Source organism: Aquabacterium sp. (assembly GCF_029946005.1).
GTDB lineage: Bacteria > Pseudomonadota > Gammaproteobacteria > Burkholderiales > Burkholderiaceae_C > Aquabacterium.
Genome location: NZ_JAQSDR010000039.1, coordinates 14719 through 31443 on the forward strand (window position 1 = coordinate 14719; position 16725 = coordinate 31443).

The 16725-nt window shown below is 63.5% G+C and carries 15 protein-coding genes; 3 read left to right on the forward strand and 12 right to left on the reverse strand.

Annotation, left to right across the window (positions count from 1 at the left end; all coding sequences use genetic code 11):
* Window positions 1–10 precede the first annotated feature (10 nt).
* Window positions 11–415 carry a ribonucleotide reductase subunit alpha gene (locus tag PSV38_RS18985; protein ID WP_300550294.1) on the forward strand — a complete coding sequence of 135 codons (405 nt, stop codon included), beginning with the start codon at window positions 11–13 and terminating at the stop codon, window positions 413–415.
* Here the strand turns inward: PSV38_RS18985 and PSV38_RS18990 are convergent.
* From PSV38_RS18990 to guaB, 7 genes are all read right to left on the reverse strand, one after another.
* The gene (locus tag PSV38_RS18990) at window positions 381–1883 is read right to left on the reverse strand and encodes a TolC family protein (protein ID WP_300550296.1); all 1503 of its coding nucleotides are present in this window, start codon (window positions 1881–1883) and stop codon (window positions 381–383) included. The two genes, PSV38_RS18985 and PSV38_RS18990, sit on opposite strands and share 35 nt — an antisense overlap.
* A gap of 29 nt (window positions 1884–1912) precedes the next feature.
* Window positions 1913–3037, reverse strand: a complete 1125-nt coding sequence (locus PSV38_RS18995; protein ID WP_300550298.1) for an ABC transporter permease — start codon at window positions 3035–3037, stop codon at window positions 1913–1915.
* Between the two features lie 2 nt (window positions 3038–3039).
* Window positions 3040–5778: a ribosome-associated ATPase/putative transporter RbbA gene (gene rbbA, locus PSV38_RS19000; protein ID WP_300550299.1), complete on the reverse strand. Its 2739-nt coding sequence runs from the start codon at window positions 5776–5778 to the stop codon at window positions 3040–3042.
* Complete coding sequence (locus PSV38_RS19005; RefSeq protein WP_300550301.1) at window positions 5778–6734, reverse strand: HlyD family efflux transporter periplasmic adaptor subunit; 957 nt, start codon at window positions 6732–6734, stop codon at window positions 5778–5780. The genes rbbA and PSV38_RS19005 overlap by 1 nt, the downstream gene beginning before the upstream one ends.
* Window positions 6735–7095: 361 nt before the next feature.
* Complete coding sequence (gene guaA, locus PSV38_RS19010; protein ID WP_300550303.1) at window positions 7096–8691, reverse strand: glutamine-hydrolyzing GMP synthase; 1596 nt, start codon at window positions 8689–8691, stop codon at window positions 7096–7098.
* A 29-nt stretch (window positions 8692–8720) separates the two neighbouring features.
* Window positions 8721–9962 (reverse strand): MFS transporter, encoded by a 1242-nt coding sequence (locus tag PSV38_RS19015; protein WP_300550305.1) that lies wholly within the window; start codon window positions 9960–9962, stop codon window positions 8721–8723.
* A complete protein-coding gene (gene guaB, locus PSV38_RS19020) occupies window positions 9962–11434 on the reverse strand; it encodes an IMP dehydrogenase (RefSeq protein ID WP_300550307.1) in 1473 nt (490 codons plus the stop codon). Before guaB ends, PSV38_RS19015 begins: the two co-directional genes overlap by 1 nt.
* A gap of 128 nt (window positions 11435–11562) precedes the next feature.
* Between guaB and PSV38_RS19025 the strand changes: the two genes are divergently transcribed.
* Entirely contained in the window at window positions 11563–12084 is a 522-nt protein-coding gene (locus PSV38_RS19025) for a DUF4124 domain-containing protein (protein ID WP_300550308.1), read from the forward strand.
* A gap of 15 nt (window positions 12085–12099) precedes the next feature.
* On the opposite strand, the gene PSV38_RS19030 is transcribed toward PSV38_RS19025, so the two are convergent.
* On the reverse strand, window positions 12100–12429 hold the full coding sequence (locus tag PSV38_RS19030) for an RnfH family protein (protein ID WP_300550310.1): 330 nt from the start codon (window positions 12427–12429) through the stop codon (window positions 12100–12102).
* Between the two features lie 16 nt (window positions 12430–12445).
* Entirely contained in the window at window positions 12446–12928 is a 483-nt protein-coding gene (locus tag PSV38_RS19035; protein WP_300550312.1) for a type II toxin-antitoxin system RatA family toxin, read from the reverse strand.
* Window positions 12929–12967: 39 nt separating this feature from the next.
* Between PSV38_RS19035 and smpB the strand changes: the two genes are divergently transcribed.
* A complete protein-coding gene (gene smpB, locus PSV38_RS19040; RefSeq protein ID WP_300550313.1) occupies window positions 12968–13432 on the forward strand; it encodes an SsrA-binding protein SmpB in 465 nt (154 codons plus the stop codon).
* On the opposite strand, the gene PSV38_RS19045 is transcribed toward smpB, so the two are convergent.
* The 3 genes from PSV38_RS19045 to PSV38_RS19055 are packed head-to-tail and all read right to left on the reverse strand — an operon-like array spanning window position 13429 to window position 16721.
* Window positions 13429–14640 carry a PLP-dependent transferase gene (locus PSV38_RS19045; protein WP_300550315.1) on the reverse strand — a complete coding sequence of 404 codons (1212 nt, stop codon included), beginning with the start codon at window positions 14638–14640 and terminating at the stop codon, window positions 13429–13431. The genes smpB and PSV38_RS19045 overlap by 4 nt on opposite strands.
* A gap of 24 nt (window positions 14641–14664) precedes the next feature.
* On the reverse strand, window positions 14665–15627 hold the full coding sequence (locus PSV38_RS19050) for an ABC transporter permease (protein ID WP_300550317.1): 963 nt from the start codon (window positions 15625–15627) through the stop codon (window positions 14665–14667).
* A complete protein-coding gene (locus PSV38_RS19055) occupies window positions 15624–16721 on the reverse strand; it encodes an ABC transporter permease (RefSeq protein WP_300550445.1) in 1098 nt (365 codons plus the stop codon). The genes PSV38_RS19050 and PSV38_RS19055 overlap by 4 nt, the downstream gene beginning before the upstream one ends.
* Window positions 16722–16725: the final 4 nt, after the last annotated feature.

Genomic DNA, 16725 nt, shown 5'->3' on the forward strand with positions numbered 1-16725 from the left:
TCATCCTGACATGAGCATCACCACCTTCAATCAACTGCTGCAGGCAGCCCGCCAACAACCCGATGCCCAGCGGCTGCTGTTGGTGTTTGCCGGTGCGGGCCTGCCCGAGGGCTGCACCCCTGAGCAACGCGCCGCTTTCGAAGCTGGCCACGGCGGCGAGTTGACACCCCTGGCGTGTGTGGACAAGACCCCCGATGAGCTGGGCAGCTTCGCCCAGTTGACGCAAGAGGCGGAGCAAATGGTTCAGGACTGGGCCATCGTGTTCGTGGCAGGCATGTCCGGCAAAGGCCAGGTGCCCCCCACCAGCGCCGAGGCGCAGCCTCAGCTGCAACGGATGGTGGACGCCATCAAGGGCGGGCAACTGGGCACCTTGATCCCCTTCAATCGGGAAGGCGAGGCGGTGCGGCTGGGCTGAAATCAGCCGACCACCCGCCCCCCAGCGCCTTGTAAAGCAGGACTGTGTAAAGCGCCTGCGACACATTGACCTGGATGGTCTCGTCCTCTCGTTGCAAGGCCGTGGCCTCGGCCTCCAGCGCGGCCTGCAGCAACTCCTGACCATTCACGAACAGGGCATGTTTGTGCTCGGCCACTTTGCGCGCCAGCCTGGCCGAGTTGCCGAGTTTCTCGAAGCGGACATCGAAGGACTTCTTCGCGGTGTACGCGTTCTCGACGTCTTCCAAGGCCGCCAGCACGGTTTGTTCGTACTGCACCGCCACGCCCTCCAGCTGAGCTTCGTTGGCTGCAATGTTGGCGCGAATGCGCCCCCCTTCGAGCAGAGGCAACCTCATGCCAATGCCCATGGACTGGATGCTGAAATTGCGCCCCTCGATGTGGTCTGGATGGATGCGCCCGGACAGCACGCCAAACCCCAGGTAGAACTTGGGAAACAACTCGGCCTTGGCGGATCCCAGTTTGGCCGCCTGCGAGCGCACCTTGCGCGCTGCGCCACGCACATCAGGCCGACGCTCCAGGACGTCGCTGGGCAATACCTCGGGCAACTCGGTGGGGAGGTGGCTGCTGACGGGCTGAAGCGGCAAAACCTTCAATGACTCGGGCACATGCCCCATCAACACGGCAATGCGGCGCACATGGCTTTGCAGCTTGGCCTTCAATGGTTCAATTTGCGACTCGGTGAAATCAAGTTGCAGGGCCGCTCGGTCTACCTCAGAGGCCGTGGTTTGCCCCGCATTGAAGCGCCCCGAGGCGTACAGGTGCAGTCGCTGAGCCACGGTCACGCCTTGGTACAACAGCCCCAGTCGGCGCTCGGCCCCCCGCGCCTCAAAATAGTTGGTCGCAATGTCGGACGCCACCATCAGCTGGGCGCCATGCTTTTGCTCGTGGGCCCCCATGACCAGCTCACCCACCATGTCGGCATCGCTGTGGCGTGCACCGAAGATGTCGATCTCCCACACGGCGTCCAAGCCGAAGGCGTGGGTGTTGCCCTGCGTTTTGGTGGGCGGCATGTCCAGCGGAGGCAGGGGAAACGGCAGGTTCAACTGGCCTTGCACCGGGGAAGGAGTTTCCTGGCGACCGCGCGAGGCCCCCGCCACGGCCGCCACGGTGGGATAGTAGGCCGACTCGGCCACTCTCAGGTAAGCGCGGGCCTCCTTGATGCGGGCCAACGCCACCCGCACATCCAGGTTGTTCTTGAGCCCTTCTTCGATGTAGCCGCTGAGCACCGGGTCTTCCAGCCCAGCCCACCATCTGGACAAATCAGGCATGGCCGAGCCTGCGGGTCGGGCGGTGGCAGCGTCCATCTGGGTCGGCAAAGCCTCCTGCATGGCCGGGACGGCCACCCGCACAGAGGTGCACGCAGGCAACAGCGACACGACCAGCGCGCTGACCAGGCAGCGTTTATGAAACTCAGGCACTAGAGCAATCACGACAGTCTCCTCTTGGTGGGGCGAACCGATCAACCTTGGCGAGCCAGCATCGCCCGAAAGCGCAACAGGGCCATGAGCAAAAACGCCGCGCCGATGCCAGCCACGGCCAGCATCTGCGGCCAGACGATGTCGAGCCCGGCCGCCCGGTACAAAATGCCTTGGGCCAAGCGAACGTAATGGGTCGAGGGCGACAGCAGCATGACGTTTTGCAACCAAGGGGGCATGCTTTCGCTGGGCGTGCCCGAACCCGACAGCAGGTACATGATCACGAACACGGGCACGGCCAACAGCCCGAACTGAGGCATGGACGAGGCCACGGTGGCCAGCAAAACCCCCAGTGCCGTCAGTGAAAACAAATACAAGCCCGTGCCAACCAGGAACAGGGTCAAGGACCCACTCACCGGCACGCGCAACACGCCCTGCACGACCAGGACCATGGACAGGCCCACGGCCACCAGGATGAGCAAGCCATTGGCCACGATCTTGGCCACGGCAATTTCACTGGGGCGAACCGGCATGACCAGCAGGTGCTCGATGGTGCCGCGCTCACGCTCGCGGATCACGGCTGCCCCCACCAGCACCACCGACAGCACGGTGACGTTGTTGATGACCTGCATGATCGAGGTGAACCAGCTGGTCGTGCTGTTGGGGTTGAACAGCACATGCACGAGGGAGCGGGTCGGCAACATCGAATCGAAGTTCTTGACTCGCAAGAAGTCCATCGTCTCGGTCAAGATGATTTCACTGATGTAGGCCAGGCCTAGCCCACCCTGGGCCATGGCCGTGGCGTCGACCGCCACCTGCACCACGGGTGATCTTTGCCCCTGAACATCGGCCTCGAAATGTTCCGGGATGGTGATGACGAACATCATCCGCCCCTCATCCATGGCCACTTGCGCGGCTTGCGGGGTCATTTCAACGGGCGGATTGAACATAGGCGGCCGAAGCGCATCGCGAAGGCGCATTGACAGGCCAGAACGGTCCGAATCGACCAAGCCGATCGACACATTGCTGACGTCGCTCTTGGCGCCCATCGCTACCACATAGACCGCCACCGTGAAGGAGACCAGGATGGCCCCCATCATGGTCCGATCGCGCAATGCACAACGCAACTCTTTCAGACTCAGGTGCAGCACATTGCTCAGCCAGATCATGATCAAACCTCCTGCTTGCTGACAAAGAGCCGCGCGAGCAACAGGTAGGCTGCCGCGAAGCCCATCATGGCCAGGCACGCGGGCCCCAGTTGCGCCCACTGCAGTCCCCAGCCCTTGGTCATCACCCCCAAGCTCACGCTTTGGAACCATGAGGCCGGAAAGCCCACGCCAATCCAATAGTTGCCGCCAGACAGCGTGGCCACGGGCGACAGCAGGCCCGCGAAGTTGGTCGTCAGGATCACGCACAGAATGGCCGTGAGGAACTGCGCCGCCACCTGCGTTTGCACAAAGGCCGATATCAACAGGCCCAGTGCGGTGACGGCAAAGGCATAGGCCAGGGCCCCCAGCGTCAGGGCCAACACACTGCCCGTGATGGGGATGCCCAGCACCCACACCAACACCGGCAGCAAGAGCGAATAGCTGAGCATGGTCAAGGCCACATAGGGCAACTGCTTGCCGACAAGGAACTCCCCAATGGCCCCGGGCGACGTGTACAGGTTGACGATGGTGCCCATCTCTTTTTCGCGCACCACGCCAAGGGCCGTGAGCATCGACGGGATCAATGTGAGGGCCAGCATCAGCATGCTGGGCGCAAAGGCGTACTTGCTCAGAAAGCCTTGGTTGTAGGTCATGCGGGGCGCGATCTGCACGGGCAACTGCCCCAGCTCCACGCCCGGTACGGACCTCGCAAACGCCAGGGCATGCTCCATCGAGACAGCGCGGGCGCCATTGGCGATGGCGGCCGCCCGCACCAGGGTCGCGCCGTCCACAAAGTAGCCCACCTCGGGTTGTCGGCCGCCAATCAGGTCACGGCCAAAGCCGGGCGGTATGTCGATGACCAGCCAGGAACGAGAGGCTCGCAACTCACTCTCAATCTCGCTGGGGTCGTTCAACGGTGGCTGGGCCGCGAAGAAGGATGAGCCTTCGAAGTGCTCGATCAGGCGCCGACTGTCCGTGGTCTGGTCTCGGTCCAGCACCGAAAAACGGATGCTGTCCACGTCGAAGCTCATGCCCCAGGTGCCTGCGCACAGCACGATCAGTGGACCGATCAAGGCAAAGGCCAGGCGGATGGTGTCGTGCCGCAACTCCGTGGCCTCGCGCCGGGCATAGGCCCACATGCGAACGAGCCAAGCGCGCCAGGCTGGCGAGGTCTTGTCCAGGGCGACGAGCAAAGGCGCCGACGGGGCGGGCTCATCTTCGGCCTTGATGATGGCCATGTGTTCGGCTTCGCTGTCGGCCTCCAGGTAGTCGATGAACGCCTGTTCCAGCGTTTCACAGCCTTGGCGTTCACACAGCTCGTTGGGTGCCCCGACCGCCAGCACGCGCCCATGGTGCATCAGCGAGATGCGGTCACAGCGCTGCGCCTCGTTCATGAAGTGGGTGGACACGAACAGCGTGACCCCCTCTTGCCGCGACATGCGGATCATGTGGCGCCAGAACATGTCGCGGGCAGCCGGGTCCACGCCCGAGGTCGGCTCATCCAGGATCAGAACCTCCGGCTTGTGCAGGCACGCCGCCGCCAGTTGCAGGCGCTGGCGAATGCCCAACGACAGCCGCGAAGGCAGCACCTCGGCATGCTCGCGCAACTCAAAGGTGTCCAGGGATTCCTCGATGGCCTGGAGCGCCACCGCCTGGTCCATGCGGTAGAGCCGGGCATGCAGCGCCAGGTTCTGACGCACGGACAGCTCTTCATACAGTGAGAACAATTGCGACATGTAGCCAATGTGCAGCCGTGTTCTCAGGTCACCCGCATCGACCTTCTCGCCCAGCAACTTGGCCGAGCCCTCGGTGATGTCCAGCAGGCCCGTCAGCATCTTCATGGTCGTGGTCTTGCCACAGCCGTTGGAGCCTAGGAAGCCAAAGATTTCGCCGCGCGGAATGCAAAAGCTGACGTCGCGGGCGGCCACGAAGTCACCGAATCGGCGGGTCAAACCCAGTGCCTCCATGGCAGGCGGTCCATCGTGTGCGGGCAACGGTGGAATCACCAGTGGCGCAGCGTCGCCCTTCTTCGAGAGCTTCACATAGGCTTCTTCCAGGGTGCTGGACCGAGTCTGCTCCAGCACCTCGATGGTGGGTGCGCACACCAGCACGCGGCCCTCGTCCATGGCGACCAGGTGCTCAAAACGTTCGGCCTCCTCCATGTAGGCCGTGGCCACCAGCACGGTCATGTGCGGGCGCAAAGTGCGCAGTCCTTGGACCAGCGCCCAAAACTGGCGGCGCGACAGGGGGTCCACGCCCGTGGTGGGTTCATCGAGCACCAGCAGGTCGGGGTTGTGGACCAGTGCGCAGCACAAGGACACCTTCTGTTTCATGCCCCCGGACAGTTTTCCCGCCGGGCGATTCGGGAAGGGTCCCAGCCCCGTGGCCTCCATCAGGGCGTGGATGCGTGAACCGCGTTCTGCTGCGGGCACCCCGAACAGGCGGGCGGCAAAGTCGATGTTGTCGTACACCGACAGGGACCGGTACAGGTTGCGGCCCAGACCCTGCGCCATGAAGGCCACGCGCGGTGCCAGCATCTGCCGGAAGCGGCGGTTGCGCAGGTCGCCGCCCAGCACCTGCAAACTGCCCGACTGCAGCTTCTTGACGCCCGAAATCAGGCCCAACAAGGTGGACTTGCCCACCCCGTCGGGCCCCACCAGTCCGATGGTCCGGCCCGTGGGCAAGCTCATGCTGACGGCATCCAGCGCAAGCTGGGGCCCATAGCGATGAGACAGCCGGTCGATGACGATGGCTTGGTCCATCACCAGCCACTGTCTGCGGTGTGCATGCGCACCAGGCCATTGCCGGTCAGCCCTGCCTTGAGCAGGCCCATGTTGGCCATGGCCACATCTTCAGACAGGCTGAGCTTGACGCGGTAAGTCAACTTCTCTCGCTCGGTCGGGGTTTCCACATGCTTGGGCGTGAACTGCGCCTCCGAGGCCACGAAGGACACCTTGGCCAGCAAGGTCACCTGGGGCGCGGCATCCAGCACGATGCGAGCCTCGTCACCCACCCGCAACTGCCCGGCCACCTTGGCGGGCAGAAAAATCGTCATGTGCACATGAGATGTGTCCAGCAAGGTTGCCACGCGCCCGCCAGCCGGGATGACCGAGCTGGGTTCCACCACCCGGTACTCAATGCGCCCAGCCACGGGTGCGCGAAGGGTGTGGTCTTCAATGGCGATGCGCAGTCGCTTGATGCCCGCATCGGCCTCGTCACGCGCGGCGGACGCTTCGCCAATGGCGGCGGTGGCAATGGTCACACCAGCCCGCTCGCCGTCGCGCTGAGCCTGGCGGCGCTTGACCTCCGAGTCGGACACCAACACCTCCTTGCGCAGGTTCAGGGCATTGCCAAACTCCATCTCCGCCACCGTGGTCTGGATGCGCCGCACTTGCGCTTCACCTTGCGCGCGGGCCATGGCCTGCAATGCCCGCTGCCGCATGGCCTGCACGCCTGCCAATTGCGCTTGCAGATCAGTGACGTCCAACTGCGCGATCACGGCGCCGACCTTGACCACATCCCCCTCTTGCACCGGCACCTCCAGGACGCGCCCCGCAAACTTGGTGGCGATCTCGATTCGCTGCACTTCAAGTCGCCCGTTGGCCTTGACCACCCCATCGTCGACGTCCCTTGACTTGAAGGCCGACCACGTCGCCCAAGCCCCTGAAATGGTCAGGGCGGACACCACACAACCCCATGCAAAACTGCGGTAAATCATGGCCTGACTCCATAGGAACTGGAGTCAATGCTCTGCCTCAATTTGGGGCGCAACCTTGAGGCAGATCAAAGCCTTCCGGTGTCAAACGAGAACGAGGGGGTCAAAAATGCACCATCGTCGTGCAGCAAACCCATCTGTCGCTGGAACGTCCTTGTTCATGATCTCTTCGGAACTCTGCATCGGCCGCTGGGCATTCAGCGCGTCACGCGCCTGATGCCGGTCTGGCTCGGTGGTCGGGTGGGTGGAAAAGATCGCCGTCAGACCGGCTGTTCTACGTGGTCTGGCGGCAATCTGAGGCGCTTGGCTTAAGCCGACCATCCCACCCGTGAGAGGTCAAGAGACGTCATCAAACCAGCCAAACTCATTCCCACTCGATCGTCGCAGGCGGCTTGCTCGACACGTCATAAGTCACACGGTTGATCCCGCGCACTTCATTGATGATCCGTCCCGACACCTTCTTGAGCAGGCTGTAAGGCAACTCCGCCCAATCAGCCGTCATGAAGTCACTGGTCTGCACCGCGCGCAGGGCCACAACGTAATCATAAGTACGGCCATCACCCATCACGCCAACGCTCTTGACGGGCAGAAACACCGTGAAGGCCTGACTGGTCAACTCGTACCAGCTCTTGCCAGTGGCCGGATCAATCGTGGCCCGCAACTCTTCAATGAAGATGTGATCAGCGCGGCGCAGCAGGTCGGCAAAATCTTGGCGCACTTCACCCAGAATGCGAACACCCAAGCCTGGGCCCGGGAAGGGATGGCGGTAGACCATGTCGGCCGGCAGGCCCAGGGCCACGCCCAATGCACGCACCTCGTCTTTGAACAACTCGCGCAATGGCTCCAACAGCTTCAGGCCCAACTTCTCGGGCAAGCCGCCCACATTGTGGTGGCTCTTGATGGTGGCCTTCTTGCTGGCCGTGCCGCCTGATTCGACCACGTCGGGATAGATGGTGCCTTGGGCCAGCCACTTGGCGCCCTTGTTGCCTTCGCCCTTGAGCTTGCTGGCCTCGGCCTGGAAGACCTCGACGAACTCGCGCCCAATGATCTTGCGCTTCGCTTCGGGATCGGTCACGCCCTTCAAGTGGCCCATGAACTGATCGGCGGCCTCCACATGGATCACCTTGGCGTGCAGACGCCCGGCGAACATGTCCATCACCATCTTGCCTTCGTTCAAACGAAGCAGGCCGTGGTCCACGAACACGCAGGTCAACTGATCGCCAATGGCGCGGTGGATCAGGGCTGCCGCCACGCTGGAATCCACGCCTCCGCTCAGGCCCAGGATGACTTCCTCGTCGCCCACCTGCTCACGGATTTTCGCCACGGCTTCGGCGATGTAGTCACCCATGATCCAGTCGCCCTTGCAGCCAGCGATGTCGCGCACGAAGCGCGTCAGCATGGCCGCGCCCTGCACGGTGTGGGTCACCTCGGGGTGGAACTGCACGGCGTAGTAGCGTTTGGCCTCATTGGCCATGCCCGCGATCGGGCAGCTGGGCGTCGAGGCCATCAGCGTGAAGCCATCCGGCAAGGCCGTGACCTTGTCACCGTGGCTCATCCAGACCTTGAGCATGCCGTGCTGCTCGGTCGTGCGGAAATCTTCGATGCCGTCAAGCAACTTGGTGTGGCCCAGCGCCCGCACCTCGGCGTAGCCGAACTCGCGATGATCGCTCCACTCCACCTTGCCGCCCAGTTGCACGGCCATGGTCTGCATGCCGTAGCAGATGCCCAGCACCGGCACGCCCAGGTCCCACACGGCCTGTGGTGCGCGCAGTTGATGGTCTTCGTAGGTGCTGGCGTGGCTGCCCGACAGGATGATGGCCTTGGGCGCAAAGTTGCGGATGAATTCATCCGACACGTCGTTGGGGTGGATCTCGCAGTACACGTGGGCTTCGCGAACACGGCGCGCGATGAGCTGGGTGACTTGAGAGCCGAAGTCAAGGATCAGAACTTTGTCATGCATGGTGAATTCTCTTGAATATCGAGCCAGGGTCAGACCGCGGTCGCCACTGGGCCCGGCGCACGGTAAGTGCGGCTGAAATAGCGCCAACCGATGACGGCTGCCACCCCCTGGATGGCTGCGCACAGGTAGAACGGCGCCCCCACGCGCCAGTCGCCTTGGGGATAGTGCGACACTGCCGCCAGCAGCGGCGTGCCCAGCAAGGGGCCGAGCACGGCCGCCACACTGTTGATGGACGACACGGCGCCCATGCTTTCACCCTGGCGGGTCGGGTCAACGGCGTTGGACACCAGGCTTTGCAGCCCAGGCTGAACCATGTAGCCAAACACATTGGCCACCACGACCACGAAGAGCATCCAGCCCACTGGCACCAGACCGTAACCGGCAAAAGCAATGGTGGACGAGACCAACCCAAGGGTGACCAGCTTGTGCAGCGGGATGTAGTTTTGCACCACGCGCATGAGGCCGCCCTGCACCACCACCGCCATGCCGCCCACCACGAGCAGGGACAAGCCGTTGTCCATGGGCGTCCAGCCGAACTTGAACTCGGTGTAGAGGAACCAGGAGGTGTGCAAACAGAACTGCGCCAAAATCGACAGGCCCATGATCCACATCAGGGTTTCGACGCCCTTGAGTTCCTTCAAACGGGCCAGCGCGGTGAAGGGATTGGCCTGGGCCAGCTCGAACTTGCGGCGCTTGTCCAGTGGCAGGGATTCGGGCAACACGAAGTAGCCATACAGGCAGTTCAACAGCGACAGGCTCCCCGCCAGCAAGAACGGCCAGTGCAGGTCGTAGCTGCCCAGCGTGCCACCCAGCACTGGCCCCAGGATGAAGCCCAGGCCAAACATGGCGCCCAGCATGCCGTAGTTTTTGGCGCGGTCTTCCGGCACGGTGATGTCGGCCACATAGGCATTGGCCACCGCGATGTTGGCGCACACGGCACCGCCCATCACGCGCACAGCCAGCAGCATCCAGAACTCGGAAGCCAGCGCCGTGACGAAGAAATTGATGCCCATGCCCAACAGCCCCAGCAGCAGGATCGGGCGCCGACCATAGCGGTCGGACAGCGCCCCCAACACCGGCGCACTGAAGAACTGCGCGATGGCAAAAGCCGCCTGCGCCGCGCCATAGGCCATCGACGTGCTGGCACCCGAGTCCATGAAGGACCCGATGAGCTTGGGCAGCACGGGGGCGATGATGCCGATCGACATCATGTCGAGCAGCACCGTCACCATGATGAAGGGCATGGCCGCCCCACGGCGCGAGGACGCCATCACTCCATGCGGTAGTTGGGCGCTTCTTTCGTGATCTGCACGTCGTGGACGTGACTCTCGCGAATGCCCGCGGCCGTGATCTCGACGAACTCGGCCTTGTTGCGCATGTCTTCGATGGTGGCGCAACCACAGTAGCCCATGGAGGCGCGCAAGCCGCCCGCCATTTGCGTGACGATGCTGATCATCGAGCCCTTGAACGGCACGCGGCCTTCAATGCCCTCTGGGACCAGCTTGTCCGCGTTGGGGTTGGTGGTTTCGTCGTTTTCCTGGAAGTAGCGGTCGGCCGAGCCGGCCTTCATGGCGCCGATCGAGCCCATGCCGCGGTAGCTCTTGTAGCTGCGGCCCTGGTACAGGATCACTTCGCCGGGCGCCTCTTCGGTGCCGGCGAACATGCCGCCCATCATGACGGTGCTGGCACCGGCCGCGATGGCCTTGGCGATGTCACCCGAATAACGGATGCCGCCGTCACCAATCAAAGGCACGCCTGTGCCTTGCAGCGCCGTGGCTACGTTGTCGATGGCCATGATCTGCGGCACGCCCACACCCGCGATGATCCGCGTGGTGCAAATGGAGCCGGGGCCGATGCCGACCTTGACGCCATCGGCGCCCGCTTCGACCAAGGCCAAAGCCGCTGCGCCGGTGGCGATGTTGCCCCCGATCACATCCACTTGCGGGTAGTTTTTCTTGACCCAGCGCACGCGCTCGATCACGCCTGCGCTGTGGCCGTGGGCCGTGTCGACCACCAGGGCATCAACGCCAGCGCGAACCAGCAGTTCAACGCGCTCTTCGGTGCCCTCGCCCACGCCAACCGCCGCGCCCACGCGCAGCTTGCCGTGCGAATCACGGGCCGCGTTGGGGAAGTTGGTCTGCTTGGTGATGTCCTTGACGGTGAACAAGCCCTTGAGCTCGAACGCTTCGTTGATGATCACCACGCGCTCCAGCTTGTGGTGGTGCATCAAGGCCTTGGCTTCTTCTTTCGAAGCGCCATCCTTGATGGTGATCAAGCGCTCGCGCGGGGTCATGATCTCGCGCACCGGCACGTCCAGGCGGGTCTCGAAGCGCAAATCGCGCCCCGTGACGATGCCCACGACGCGACCTTCATCAACCACCGGGAAGCCCGAGATGCCGTGTTGCTGCGACAGCGCGATCACATCACGAACGCGAACGTCGGATGAGATCGTGATCGGGTCACGCAACACGCCAGACTCGTAACGCTTGACGCGCGAGACTTCCGCAGCTTGTTGCTGAGGCGTGAGGTTTTTGTGGATGATCCCGATACCGCCTTCCTGGGCGATCGCGATCGCCAGGCGGGCTTCCGTGACCGTGTCCATGGCGGCAGACACCAGGGGCAGGTTCAGGGTGATGTTTCGAGAAAGACGAGTGGCCAGCGACGTGTCACGGGGTAACACTTGTGAAAACGCGGGCACCAGCAGCACATCGTCGAATGTGAGTGCTTTACCAAGCAGGCGCATGAACAGGCTCCAGACGCAAAAGCGGATTATACGCGCAGCGGAGGCAGGCTGTCGAAGCGGGGATTTACCGTGACGAATGGGCGTTTTCGCGGCCATTGCGATCGCCAAGCCGGACTAAACTCCGCGTCATGAAAAGCACCAGCCCTCATTCCGCCCTGCTCATGTCCTTGATTTTGGCCAGTGTGGCGCTCGTCGCTACACCTGCCAAAGCCGGCACCCAGTGGAAGTGGAAGGATGCCACGGGCGCGACGCAATACAGCGACCGCCCTCCTCCGGCCGGCACCCCTGAGGCGAACATATTGCAACGGCCCAATGCGTCGAAGATGGTGCAATTGGCCAAGCCCGCCTCCGAAGTGGACGCCGCCGCGTCCGCTGCCAAGCCCGCCGCCAAGGCGCCTGAGTCCGAACTGGACGTGAAGCGCCGCAAAGCTGAAGAAGAAAAAGAGGCCCAACGCAAGGTCGAGGAAGAAAAGGCCGCAAAGGGCCGCGCTGAGAACTGCACGCAAGCCCGCAACTACCAGCGCACGCTCAACGACGGCATCCGCATTGCCCGCACCAACAGCAAGGGTGAGCGCGAGATCCTGGACGACAAGGGCCGCGCTGAAGAACAGCGCCGCACGCAGGAAGCCATCGCCAGCAACTGCAAGTGATGGCTTTTTAGCTGCTCAGTCTGACGGCTCGGTCACTGACCGCGTTTGAAGCCGTTTGACACCCTTCCTGGGCAGTTTTTCGCCATGCGCCCGGTACCTCACACGCCGAGCCTCTTTCGGATCAACGATCAGGCCACGGTAGACCTCGACCCGATCGCGGTCCTGCAAGACATGCCCCAGGGTGGACTTGCGGCCCCAGATGCCCACGCTCAGGCCTTGTTGCGCCTGGGCCAGCAAGTTGGCGCCCAACAAAGCATCCTTGACGCAACTGCCCAAAGGCAAGGTCAAGGCTTTCAGTTCGATCTGCCTCGGCCCTGAACTGAACACCACCTCAACGTGAATCACCGGGACTGGGGTTGGTTCAACGGGGCCCATACACCTGCTCAGCCCGTTTGACGAAGGCATCGACAAAGGTGTTGGCGATGCGGTCGAACACAGGGCTGATCACCAGGGCCAGGGACCGACTGGAAAAATCGTAGCTCAGTGAAAACTCGACCTTGCAGGCGGTGGGCTCCGGTAGAGCCTCACCAAGCGCTGAGGCGGGCGAACCGGGTTTTTGCAACGGCGTGAACTTCCAGGTGCCCTCCAGCTTGGAGAAGGGGCCATCCACCAAACTCATGTGAACCTGGCTGGCCTCGGTGTTGGTATTGCGCGTGGTGAAAGCCTGCCTGATGCCGGCAAACGCGATGTGCAGGCGCGCGGTGACGCCATCGTCGTGCTGCTGAAGGACTTCAGCGCGTTCACACCAGGGCAGGAATTGGGCGTAGTCCTCGACGGCGGTCACCAGCGCGTACATTTCGCGGGGCGAATACCAGAGCAGGACGGACTTGTTGACTTGCTTCATAGAATGCCGCCATTTTAAGGACCCTGTATCCTTCTGACCATGACGATCGCTGAAAATAGAAAAGCCCTGTTCAATTACCACATCGAAGAACGTTTCGAGGCCGGTGTGGTCCTGGAAGGCTGGGAAGTCAAGGCGATCCGCGCAGGCCAGGTGCAGTTGACCGATGGCCACATCATGATCCGCAATGGCGAGTTGCACCTGATCGGGCTGCGCATCAACGCGCTGCGTTCGGCATCGACCCACGTCAAGCCTGAAGCGGACCGCACCAAGAAACTGTTGATGCACCGCGCCGAGATCCGCCGCCTGGTCGGCAAGACCGAGCAAAAGGGCTACACCCTGGTGCCGCTGAACCTGCACTTCAAGGGCAGCTATGTGAAAGCGGAGATTGCCCTGGCCAAGGGCAAGGCCGAGCACGATAAGCGCAACACCATCAAGGACCGCGAGTGGGAGCGGGAAAAGGGCCGAATGATGAGACATAAGGTCTCTTCAGGCCCCAAGGATTAGGCACCAGCTGCCAACACCGTCAAGGCCTGCGCCAGGTCATCGATCAGGTCCTGCGGATCCTCCAGCCCAATGGCCAAGCGCACCAGTGTTCCCTGCGGCACATCACCCACCGTGCGCATGCTGGGCAGGTGATAGGGCACTGCCAGGCTCACCGGCCCACCCCACGAATAGCCAATCTTGAACAGGTCCAAGGCATCGATGAAGGCATCGACCTGGGCGGGGCTGTAGCGTTCATCGAACACCACCGATACCAAACCACCCGCCGCGCTGCAGGTCTGGGCCCAATGCGCATGGCCGGGTGACTCGGGCAATGCCGGGTGAAGCACTTGCGAGACTTCAGGCCGGGTCTGCCACCACTGCGCGATCTGCCGGGTCGCGGCATCGTGCGCGGCATAGCGCAAGGGCAAGGTCGGCAGGCCACGCAGCACGGCTTCGACATCGTTGCCGCCCACGCCCAGCCCCATGCGCATGTGCGTCATCTTCAGCTTGATGTGCAGGGCCTCGTCGCGCGTGGTGATCGAGCCCATCAGCACATCGGCGCCACCCGAGGGGTACTTGGTCAGGGCGTGCACGGAGATGTCCACGCCTTGTGACTGGCCGCCAAACTCATCGAAGGCAAACGCATCAAACGCCAGGCCAGCGCCCCAGGTGTTGTCCAGCGCGACGATCACCTGGGGATGCTGGCGGGCCACACGCAGCAGGCCGATCAGATCGGGAAACTCCAGCGTCACCGACCCGGCCGCTTCCAGCCAAATCAGCTTGGTTCGCGGGGTGATGCGGCTGGCCAGTTCATCGGCGCGCAGGGGATCGTAGAACTGGTGGGTGATGCCCCAATGGGCCAGCTCCCCACGCGCCAGATCCTTGTTGGGGCCGTAGGCATTGTCGGGGATCAGCACCTCGTCGCCCGCGTGGAGCAAGGCCATGTCCACCATGGCGAGGGCGGCCAGGCCGCTGGGAGCGAGCAGCGTTTGCAGACCGCCCTCCAGCGTGGCCAGGCGCTCTTCCAGTGTGAACGTGCTGGGGGTGCCGTGCAGGCCGTAGGTGTAGCCCGTTTTGTCTTTCCATTGGCGCGCGCGCAAGGCCACCGTGTTGTCAAAGATGACGGTGGAGGCCTTGTGGATGCCGGGCACCACGGATTTGAAGCCGGCAGGCGGCTCATAAGCGTGGTGGATGAGGTGCGTGCTGGGGGCAATTTTGCGCTGCTTCATCCAGCCATGCTAATGGAGTTTGGCTCAGCGCTCACCAGCGCGGTAAGGCTTCATCAGGGCTTGCGGATAAGCGGCCCGGCGGGCCATGACGATGAGGGCCAGGATGGACAGCACATAGGGCAGCATCAGGTAGACCTGGTAAGGCAAAGCCACGCCCAGCACTTCGCCGCCAGCCTGCTGCAGGCGCAGTTGCAGCGCATCGAAGGCTGAGAACAACAAGGCACCCAGCAAGGCCTTGCCAGGCCGCCACGAGGCGAACACCACCAAGGCCACGCAGATCCAGCCCCGGCCATTGACCATGTTGATGTAGAAGGCGTTGAAGGCCGACAGCGTGAGGAAAGCCCCGGCCACGCCCATCAGGGCTGATCCGGCCACGATGGCACCGGTGCGCAAGCCCACCACGCTCAGCCCCTGGCCTTCGGCGGCGGCCGGGTTCTCGCCCACCATGCGCACGGCCAGGCCCAGCGGGGTTCGCATGAGGATCCAGGCGAGCACGGGCACCAGGGCCAGGGCGGTCAAGGTCAAGGGCGTTTGAGCGGCCAGTACCTCGCCGATCAAGGGCAGTTTGGCCAGGCCTGGCCACTGCTGGCCCACCGCGGCCATCGGCGTGATGGTGGGGGGCGTTGAGATCTTGGGGAAAGCGATACGGTAGCTGTAGTGGCTCAGGCTGGTCGCCAACAAGGTGAGGCCCAGGCCCGCCACGTGTTGCGACAAAGCCAACCCGACGGTGAGCAATGCGTGCAGCAAACCGCACAAGGCGCCGACCAAGGCTGCGATCAGCACGCCCATGGGCAGGCTGCAGCCATGGTAGACGGCCAGCCAGCCGGTGAATGCCCCCGCCACCATGATCCCTTCGATGCCCAGGTTGAGCACGCCCGCGCGCTCGCACAACAACACGCCCAGGGTGCCCAACAGCAGCGGCGTGGCCATGCGCAGCACGGCGATCCAGAAGCTGCTTTGCGCGACCAGGTCCCACCCCTCGGTCATGCCGGGCTCCCAGTCGCAGGGCGCACCCAGCGCAGGCGATAGCGCGTGAACATCTGGGTGACCAGCATGCACAGCAGGGCCAGGGACACCATCACGTCGGCCAAGTAAGTGGGCACGCCCAAGGCCCGGCTCATGCTGTCGGCTCCGACCAGCACGCTGGCCACGAACAAGGCAGAAGCCACGACACCCAAGGGGTGCAAGCCCGCGAGCATGGCGATCACGATGCCGCTGTAGCCATAGCCGGGCGACATGTCGAGCGTGAGGTAACTGGTGCGCCCCGCCACCTCGCCAACACCCGCCAGCCCCGCCAAGGCGCCTGACATGAGGGCGGTGATCAAAGTGAGGCGTCGCACCGGCAACCCGGCGAAGGCCGCCGCGCCGGCGTTGGCGCCCACAGCGCGCAAACCCAAGCCCAAGGTGGTGTAGCGGTCAACGATCCACAGGAGCAAGGCCAGCATCAAGGCGCCCAGCAAGCCGCTGTGCACCCGCGAGCGCTCGATCAGGCGGCTGAACTCGAGTTCGGGCCACAGCGCCACCGACTGGGGCCAACCCATGGCCATCGGGTCTTTCATGGGGCCGTCCAGCATCATCGAGACCAGCAGCAAGGCGATGAAGTTCATCAACAAGGTGGTGACCACTTCGTCGACACCGAGCCTGGTTTTCAGCCAGGCGGGGCCCAGCAGCCACGCTGCGCCGGCCGAGGCCCCGGCCAGGACCATCCAGAACGTGAGCCAGGCGACCGAGCCGGTGAACTCGGCCGCACCGGCTTGCTGACCGCCCACGGCGACGGCGGCCATGGCACCGATGTACAACTGGCCTTCGGCACCGATGTTGAACAGGCGGGCCCGGAACGCCACGGCGGCGGCCAGCCCAGTCAGGATCAAGGGCGTGGCACGGGTCAATGTTTCCGAGATGGCGAAGGTTGAACCCCAAGCACCCTGCACCATCAGGCCATAGGCCTGGGCCACGGGGGCGCCGCTCCAGGCGATCAGGCCGGTGGCCAGGATCACGGTGGCCAGCACGGCGGCCAGGGGCGCGGTCAACCAGCCCCAGCGCAAGGGTTGTTCGCGGTTTTCAAGTCGCCAACGTGGCAAGGGT

What these genes read in the sequence shown, in the direction of transcription:
- PSV38_RS18985 (WP_300550294.1), top strand. Translation starts at nt 11, where the DNA reads ATGAGCATCACCACCTTCAATCAACTGCTGCAGGCAGCCCGCCAACAA.
- PSV38_RS18995 (WP_300550298.1), bottom strand. Translation starts at nt 3,037, where the DNA reads ATGATCTGGCTGAGCAATGTGCTGCACCTGAGTCTGAAAGAGTTGCGT.
- rbbA (WP_300550299.1), bottom strand. Translation starts at nt 5,778, where the DNA reads ATGGACCAAGCCATCGTCATCGACCGGCTGTCTCATCGCTATGGGCCC.
- PSV38_RS19005 (WP_300550301.1), bottom strand. Translation starts at nt 6,734, where the DNA reads ATGATTTACCGCAGTTTTGCATGGGGTTGTGTGGTGTCCGCCCTGACC.
- guaA (WP_300550303.1), bottom strand. Translation starts at nt 8,691, where the DNA reads ATGCATGACAAAGTTCTGATCCTTGACTTCGGCTCTCAAGTCACCCAG.
- PSV38_RS19015 (WP_300550305.1), bottom strand. Translation starts at nt 9,962, where the DNA reads ATGGCGTCCTCGCGCCGTGGGGCGGCCATGCCCTTCATCATGGTGACG.
- guaB (WP_300550307.1), bottom strand. Translation starts at nt 11,434, where the DNA reads ATGCGCCTGCTTGGTAAAGCACTCACATTCGACGATGTGCTGCTGGTG.
- PSV38_RS19025 (WP_300550308.1), top strand. Translation starts at nt 11,563, where the DNA reads ATGAAAAGCACCAGCCCTCATTCCGCCCTGCTCATGTCCTTGATTTTG.
- PSV38_RS19035 (WP_300550312.1), bottom strand. Translation starts at nt 12,928, where the DNA reads ATGAAGCAAGTCAACAAGTCCGTCCTGCTCTGGTATTCGCCCCGCGAA.
- smpB (WP_300550313.1), top strand. Translation starts at nt 12,968, where the DNA reads ATGACGATCGCTGAAAATAGAAAAGCCCTGTTCAATTACCACATCGAA.
- PSV38_RS19045 (WP_300550315.1), bottom strand. Translation starts at nt 14,640, where the DNA reads ATGAAGCAGCGCAAAATTGCCCCCAGCACGCACCTCATCCACCACGCT.
- PSV38_RS19050 (WP_300550317.1), bottom strand. Translation starts at nt 15,627, where the DNA reads ATGACCGAGGGGTGGGACCTGGTCGCGCAAAGCAGCTTCTGGATCGCC.